The organism is Mesorhizobium silamurunense (genome assembly GCF_014843825.1).
GTDB lineage: Bacteria > Pseudomonadota > Alphaproteobacteria > Rhizobiales > Rhizobiaceae > Mesorhizobium > Mesorhizobium silamurunense.
The window spans coordinates 131,257-138,159 of the sequence record NZ_JHQR01000271.1 but is presented as its reverse complement, the minus strand read 5'-3'; the positions used below and the strand labels follow the sequence as shown (position 1 = coordinate 138,159).

General features: G+C 58.3%; 5 protein-coding genes. All 5 read left to right on the top strand.

Translation table 11 applies throughout. From position 1 onward, the window contains the following. The first annotated feature begins 466 nt into the window (after positions 1–466). The 5 genes from DH10_RS28635 to DH10_RS28615 all read left to right on the top strand — a co-directional run bounded on the left by DH10_RS28635 (position 467) and on the right by DH10_RS28615 (position 6,844). On the top strand, positions 467–1,462 hold the full coding sequence (locus tag DH10_RS28635; protein ID WP_210327866.1) for a GlxA family transcriptional regulator: 996 nt from the start codon (positions 467–469) through the stop codon (positions 1,460–1,462). Between the two features lie 475 nt (positions 1,463–1,937). Beyond that, on the top strand, positions 1,938–2,603 hold the full coding sequence (locus tag DH10_RS28630) for a coiled-coil domain-containing protein (RefSeq protein ID WP_192252080.1): 666 nt from the start codon (positions 1,938–1,940) through the stop codon (positions 2,601–2,603). A gap of 7 nt (positions 2,604–2,610) precedes the next feature. Beyond that, positions 2,611–5,262 (top strand): OmpA family protein, encoded by a 2,652-nt coding sequence (locus tag DH10_RS28625; protein WP_192385595.1) that lies wholly within the window; start codon positions 2,611–2,613, stop codon positions 5,260–5,262. A 13-nt stretch (positions 5,263–5,275) separates the two neighbouring features. Then, entirely contained in the window at positions 5,276–5,770 is a 495-nt protein-coding gene (locus DH10_RS28620; protein WP_192252076.1) for a Rab family GTPase, read from the top strand. Between the two features lie 3 nt (positions 5,771–5,773). After that, positions 5,774–6,844: an adenylate/guanylate cyclase domain-containing protein gene (locus DH10_RS28615; RefSeq protein WP_192252075.1), complete on the top strand. Its 1,071-nt coding sequence runs from the start codon at positions 5,774–5,776 to the stop codon at positions 6,842–6,844. The last annotated feature ends 59 nt before the right edge of the window (positions 6,845–6,903 follow it).

Sequence of the window (6,903 nt, the reverse complement as noted above, 5' to 3'; positions counted from 1 at the left end):
CGCGCAGCGGGTTCGTTCTTCGGCCCAAACCAGCCGCGCTCATACCCTTATGGTCAAATGCATTCATTGACCCTTTTTGTTGGACAACAGAGACACCGCTCGCGTGGCAACTAGTCCTCATCTTGGTCATTGGGTTCGCCAGACCATACGAGTCAATGGGCGCTTTGGCGAGCTTGGAAAGTGGCGGTCCGCCCTGGGAGTCCCCTCTTCGGCAAGTTGCCGGCCCGTGCCTACAGTCCCAAGACATAGCTGCGGTCACCTCGTATCCGGCTAGGCCGATGTCGTCTGCTCCTTTGGTGGGCAGCGTGACACCGGGCAGCAGCAGACATTTGACAGGTGGCAGGTCGCGTCCATCATCGGGCCGCCGCGACGGGGTCCACAAGATGCTGACAAGCAAAGAAAATACTGTCGTCGATGGCGCATTCGCGACATCCATCTCGCGACACGGACGTTAGTGACAGTGAATATGTCTGAACATCCGATCAAGCGCTCGCTCGTCTTCTTTCTGGTGCCGGATTTCACCATGGTCGCCTTTGCGACTGCGCTGGAGCCGATCCGCATCGCCAACCGGATGCTCGGTTACGAAGCCTATAAGTGGCGGCTGGCCAGTATCGACGGGCGGCCCGTGCCCGCTTCGAGCGGCGTGTTGTGTGCGGTGAACACGTCGTTGCAGGACGAGCGGCGTATGATGGCAGGCCCCGACAGGCCATCGATGGTCATCGTCTGCACCGGCATCAACATCGAGCGCTATTCGAACAAGTCGGCCTTTGCCTGGTTGCGCGAGGAACATAGTCGCGGCGTTGCGATCGGCGGCCTCTGCACCGGCGCGCATGTGCTGGCGGCTGCCGGGTTGCTCTCCGGCAAACGCTGCGCCATCCATTGGGAAAACCTGCCAGGCTTCGCCGAGGCATTTCCGAATGCGCATGTGTTTGCCGACCTCTTTGAGTTCGATCATGACATCTACACATGCGCCGGCGGCACGGCCGCTCTCGACATGATGTTGAAGCTGATCGACGATGATTTCGACGAATCTCTGGTCAGTCGCGTATGTGAGCAGGTGCTGACCGATCGAGTGCGCAGCGCAAGCGATGGCCAGCGGCTTCCTTTGCGCGCGCGGCTCGGCATTCAGAATTCAAAAGTGCTGACCATCATCGAACTTATGGACGCCAATCCGTCCGAACCAATATCGATAGGCGATATTGCCAAGCAAGTCGGACTGTCGCGACGGCAGATCGAGCGTCTTTTCCGCGATGAGATGGGGCGCTCCCCCGCCCGCTATTATTTGGAGATACGCCTTGAGCGCGCACGGCATATGCTGATCGCGTCATCAGTGCCCATAGTCGAGGTGGCCACCGCGTGCGGCTTCGTTTCGGCGTCGCATTTTTCCAAATGCTACCGCGAACTCTACGCGCAAACACCGCAGCAGGAACGATTGGAGAGGAAATACCCCGCCGCCTCATAAGCGTCATCAATTTTGCCACTTCCACGACTGGTTCGGCTAGGCAGCCGTGCGTTCGTCTACGGGCGCCGCGCTTGCACAGCGACCAATCCGATTGGCTCGACACAGGGTCTCGCAGAGGGTGTTTTTGACGCGCCACAGCACGGCCTGCGGTATGTGCACCGCCAGATCAGCCCATTGCGATCCATCTAAGGAGCCTGCGCAACCTAGTTTGTGCTCCAGTAGCTATAGCCTGACATTTTGTTACTCCTTTCGATGGCAGATTGCGTCCAATGGTCGATTGGATTGGCGGGCCGCTATCACATAGCGGTACCAAGAGCGACACCAATCGGAACCCGTTCATTTGTTGCGGGTCCAAGAGACGAACAAGGGACGCACGAATCGGCCGGAGCCAACAGGATTCCAGCTTGCGGGCCTGGTATTTGTCTGACATAATTTAACATTTCCTAATGTTACAGTGGGCAATTGGGGCACAGGGATGGCGAAGGAATCTTCGAATGCCGCTTCTTCAGCAAATAAAGCGGACGCAAATCTGATAGGTAATCCAGAGGGAAACGGGCTGAACTTTATGGCCTCACAAGCGCGCGAGAGCGGGGCCGGCGGTGACGCTCCCGGTGTCGACAAGATACGCGATCTGTTGTTCGGCAATCAGATGCAGGACTATGACCGCCGCTTTTCCAAGCTTGAAGAGCGGTTCCTGCAACGCTTCAAGGATGTCGAATCCGAAGCCAAGCGCAATCTTGAAACCTACGAGTCGAATGCGAAGAAGCAGGTTGACTCGCTGGCGACGCAGTTGCGGAACGAAAAAGATGCGCGAGCCGAGGCCGACAAGGAGATCGACCGCAATCTTCGCGATCAGAATCAGGCGCTTGAAAAGCAGGTGCGCGCTTTGTCTGATCAATTGAGCGAGCTCGAGCGCGAAATAGCGGATCGCATGAACAGAAGCGACCATTTGCTGCGCGAGGAAATCAAGCAAAAGAATGAAAGCGCTCAATTGCTGATGGAGAAGATCTTTTCCGACCTCAGCAACGTCAAGACCGACCGAAATCTTTTGGCCGGCCTGTTTGTCGAGGTCGCGAAATGTCTCAATCAGGATCCCGTCGGCAGCAAGGGCAATTCGGAGCGTGGCTGGAAAGTGAGTTGATCGGAACTTGACGTCGAGCGTCGAACCAATCAGCCTTCCCCAAAGTCCAGCTTCGAACGATACCGGAATTGATCGCGAGGCTCTGGCTCGCCTTTTGGTGGAAATTGCCCGGAACGTCGATCCGGACAACCGTGCGCTTTACGAAGGAATTCCAGCCGCCGATCATCGGCTGGAAGCGCTTCGCCAACTGCTTGTCGGCGGCGAGATCTCGGAACTTTCACGCGTTACGCACCTGCTCGACGAACCCGAGCAGCTTGCGGCTGCTGTGGGGAACGTTCTGCCCGACGCGACCGCGCGCGCGTCTTATGCGCAACTCGGCGAGGCCCTCGCGCCGGCCGTCGAAAGGGCCGCGCAACGGTCCATCCAGAAGAACCCACACACGCTGACGGATATATTATACCCGGTGTTTCTGCCGGCTATTCGCAAGTCGATCGGCGAAAAAATCGACCAGACCTTTCAGTCGCTGAATGAATCTTTAAGGCATATATTTACATGGCATGGACTCAAGTGGAGATTTGAGGCCTGGAGAACAGGAACAAGCTTCTCCGAAGTCGTTCTCAATCATTCTCTTGTCTATCGCGTGGAGCATGTCTTTCTCATCAGCCGCAGTTCCGGGCTTTTGATTGCGCATGTAACCGCCGAAAATGCGACCAGCGAAGACCCTCAACTGATTTCCTCGATGCTCAGCGCAATCCAGGATTTTGTGAAGGACTCATTCAACGAGAAAGAAAACAGCGGCCTGGACACCATCCGGTTCGGGGAGCTTCGCCTCTGGTCGGAAGTCGGACCGTTCGCGACCCTGGTTGCGGTGATCCGGGGAAATCCGCCGGAGGAACTGCATGAAGTAATTCGCGACGTATTGCTTCGCATCCATGATGAATCCTCGCAGGCTTTGGAGCGATTTGACGGCGACACGTCGCAGTTACCCGGCGTGGAGACGCAGTTGCAGACCTGCGTCGAACTGCAGCATGCGGATTCAAAAGAGGGATTTCCGTGGCTGGTGGTGACGGCAGCCCTGCTGGTTTTGATTGCGGCAGGCGTTTGGTTCTTTCTTTCCTGGCAATCAGGACAGCGCTGGCAAGCCTATCTGTCGCGACTGGAGACCCAACCGGGCATCGTCGTTTCCGAACAAAAGATGCGTGGCGGCCAGTTCTATATTGCCGGACTGAGAGACCCGCTCGCCACCGACCCGCAGTCGCTGTTGTCCGGGACAGAGGTCGATCCCGCTCGCGTTCATTCAAACTGGCAATTCTATCAGAGCCTCGAGCCGGAGTTTGTGTTGAAGCGGCTGACGGCGGCGCTGACGCCGCCGGATTCGGTACGGCTTTCAGTCGTCGATGGTCGCATCATTGCCGCGGGTGAGGCCACCACCGCGTGGATCAGCCGGGCGCGGGCTGCCGCCCAGCAGCTTTCGGCAGGCGGACCGGTCTTCGACATCTCCGGGGTCCGTGACGTGAGCCCCGAGGAGCGCTGGCAGGCCTATGTGTCGCGACTGGAGACCCAGCCCGGCATCATCGTCGCCCAACAGAATGTGCGCGATGGCCAATTCTATATTACCGGCCTGAGAGACCCACTCGCCGCCGACCCGCAGTCGCTGTTATCGGGAACGGAGGTCGAGCCCGCGCGCGTTCATGCAAGCTGGCAATTCTATCAGAGTCTTGAGCCGGAGTTCGTGTTGAAGCGGCTGACGGCGTCGCTGTATCCGCTGGATACAGTACGACTTTCGATCGTCAATGACCGCATCGTTGCCGAGGGTGAGGCTCCAGACACCTGGATAGATCGGGCGCGCGCAGCGGCTCGACAGCTTTCAGTAGGCGGACCGGAGTTCGACATCTCCAAGGTTCGTGATGTGAGCCCCGATGCACGCGCGGCGGAGCATTGGCAGTATTATGTGTCGCGACTTGAGGCCCAACCGGGAATCATCGTCGCTCAACAAACGGCAAGGGGCGGACATTTCTACATTTCCGGTCTGAGAGACCCTCTTGCCGCCGACCCGCAAGCTCTGCTGTCCGGAACGGAGGTTGATCCTGCCCGCGTTCATTCACAGTGGCAATTCTATCAGAGTCTTGATCCGAAGTTCGTGGTGAAGCGCCTGACGGCGTCGCTGTCCCCGCCGAAATCGGTTCGGCTTTCGATCGTCCAGGGTCGCATCGTTGTCGTGGGCGAGGCTCCTGCCGGCTGGATCAGCCGGGCGCAGGCCGCCGCCGAACAACTTTCGGCGGACGGAGTGGTTCTGGATGTCTCGCAGCTGCGCGAGCTGAACCTTGCAGAACTTAATCATTTGAGAGAGGCCATCCAGACGACCGATATTTTCTTCTCTTCCGGTAGAGTTGTCCCGGGACCGGAGCAGACGCCGGTGCTCGACAGATTGGCTGATCAGTTGAAGGAATTCGCCGAAAATGCCCGCAAGGCAGGCGTGACAGCGCGGTTCATGTTGACCGGCCATTCGGACACAACGGGCCGTGAGACGGCCAACGCATCGATCAGCGCCGCCCGCGCCGAGACAGTTCGCGCGCTTCTCAACAAGCGCGGCGTCGCTCCGGAACTGCTGCTGGTTCGGGGCGCCGGCACCTTTGAGCCGGCGGTGCCCGAAAATGAAAATAGTCGAACTGGGAACTCCACCAATCGCCGGGTTTCGGTTACGGTGAATCTGGAGTAGTGCGGAGCCCAGGATGCTGCAAAAAAAGATCTGCATGTTGGGCGGGTTCGCTGTCGGCAAGACGAGCCTGGTACGCAGGTTCGTGCAAAGCATCTTCTCGGAAAACTACCTGACCACGGTGGGCGTGAAAATCGACAAGAAGAGTGTCGCGTTCCCGGACAAAACCGTGGATCTGATTTTGTGGGATCTGGCCGGCGAAGACGACATCGGCTCATTCCGCGTCAGCTACGTGCGAGGTGCGACCGGGCTCGTGCTTGTCGTCGACGGAACCCGGCCCGCTACTCTCGCCGTGGCGCTCACGCTGCGCGAGCGGGTCGAGGCCGAATTCGGCGCCATGCCGTTCGTATTGCTGTTCAACAAATCCGATCTGGCCGATCGGTGGGCGATATCGGATGGTGAGATCGACGAACTGAGGCAACGTGGGTGGCAAATCTATCTAACAAGCGCGCTTTCGGGCGAACATGTTGACGATGCGTTTCGTCAGCTTGCTTCGATGGTCGCCAATTAGACCATGTCCAGAGTGCCGAAAGAAGTCAGAAGCTGGATATACGATTTCTTCTACAATGAGCGCTCTGCCGCATATCTGAAAATCGACGCCCGGCAATGCATAGAAGAGAAGGGCGGCAACCTCGAGCATTACGGACTATCGTCGCTTCGCATTGGCAAGCCTGTCGCCGATCAGCTTGAATTCATGGAAGGGCTGCTGCCTTGCCCGGAGCTTCCATTCCATATGCCCATGATGGAACTGCCCGGCGGGCATGTCGCGGACCTTCATCTCTTCGGCGACAACGGCTCGGTGTGGCTGGTCTTTCTCGACGCCACTCCCGAACGCGACCACCAGCAGCGACTTCAACAGAAGGCTTATGAAATGACGCTCCTGCAGGAGAGGGAGCGTCAACTCAATGCGAAGCTGCAATCGACGAACGAGGCATTGAGGGAGAGCCAGGAGGGCTTGTCGCGCGAATACCGGCGCGCCGAATCCCTGCTCCTCAATATCCTTCCGGCGTCGATCGCGGAGCGGTTGAAAGCGGACGAGCAAATTGCAGACAGCCACGCGGAGGTCAGTGTGCTTTTTGCCGACATCGTCGGTTTTACGGAAAGAGCGCGCAGCGTCGGGGCCACGACGACGCTCGCTATCTTGAATTACTTCTTCAAGGCGGCGGATCTGCTCTCGGAACAATACGGCTGCGAAAAGATCAAAACCATCGGCGATTGTGTGATGGCGGTCGCCGGCCTGCCCACCGCGCGATCCGATCATGCGGAAGCCCTTGCGAACTATGCGCTTGAGCTGCGGGAGGCGGCCAGGCGCGAGCACTTCGCGGGCGAACCGCTAGGATTGAGAATTGGAATTCACTCCGGACCGATCGTGGCGGGCGTCATAGGCAAAAGACGGTTTGTCTATGACCTGTGGGGCGACACCGTCAATCTCGCCGCGCGCATTCAAAAGGCTGCGGAGCCCGATGAAATCCGTATTTCGGATGCAACCCACCAATTGCTCGGACCGGAATTTGCTTGCGACCCGCTCGGGGAAACGGAATTGCGTGGCACAGGTCGTGTGCGAATGTGGCGGCTGCGCCGCTGATTTGCTGTGCTTCGAGGCAATCCAATCAGCTGCGCTCAGCAGACGGACGCCATAAGCTC

What these genes read in the sequence shown, in the direction of transcription:
- DH10_RS28635 (WP_210327866.1), top strand. Translation starts at nt 467, where the DNA reads ATGTCTGAACATCCGATCAAGCGCTCGCTCGTCTTCTTTCTGGTGCCG.
- DH10_RS28630 (WP_192252080.1), top strand. Translation starts at nt 1,938, where the DNA reads ATGGCGAAGGAATCTTCGAATGCCGCTTCTTCAGCAAATAAAGCGGAC.
- DH10_RS28620 (WP_192252076.1), top strand. Translation starts at nt 5,276, where the DNA reads ATGCTGCAAAAAAAGATCTGCATGTTGGGCGGGTTCGCTGTCGGCAAG.
- DH10_RS28615 (WP_192252075.1), top strand. Translation starts at nt 5,774, where the DNA reads ATGTCCAGAGTGCCGAAAGAAGTCAGAAGCTGGATATACGATTTCTTC.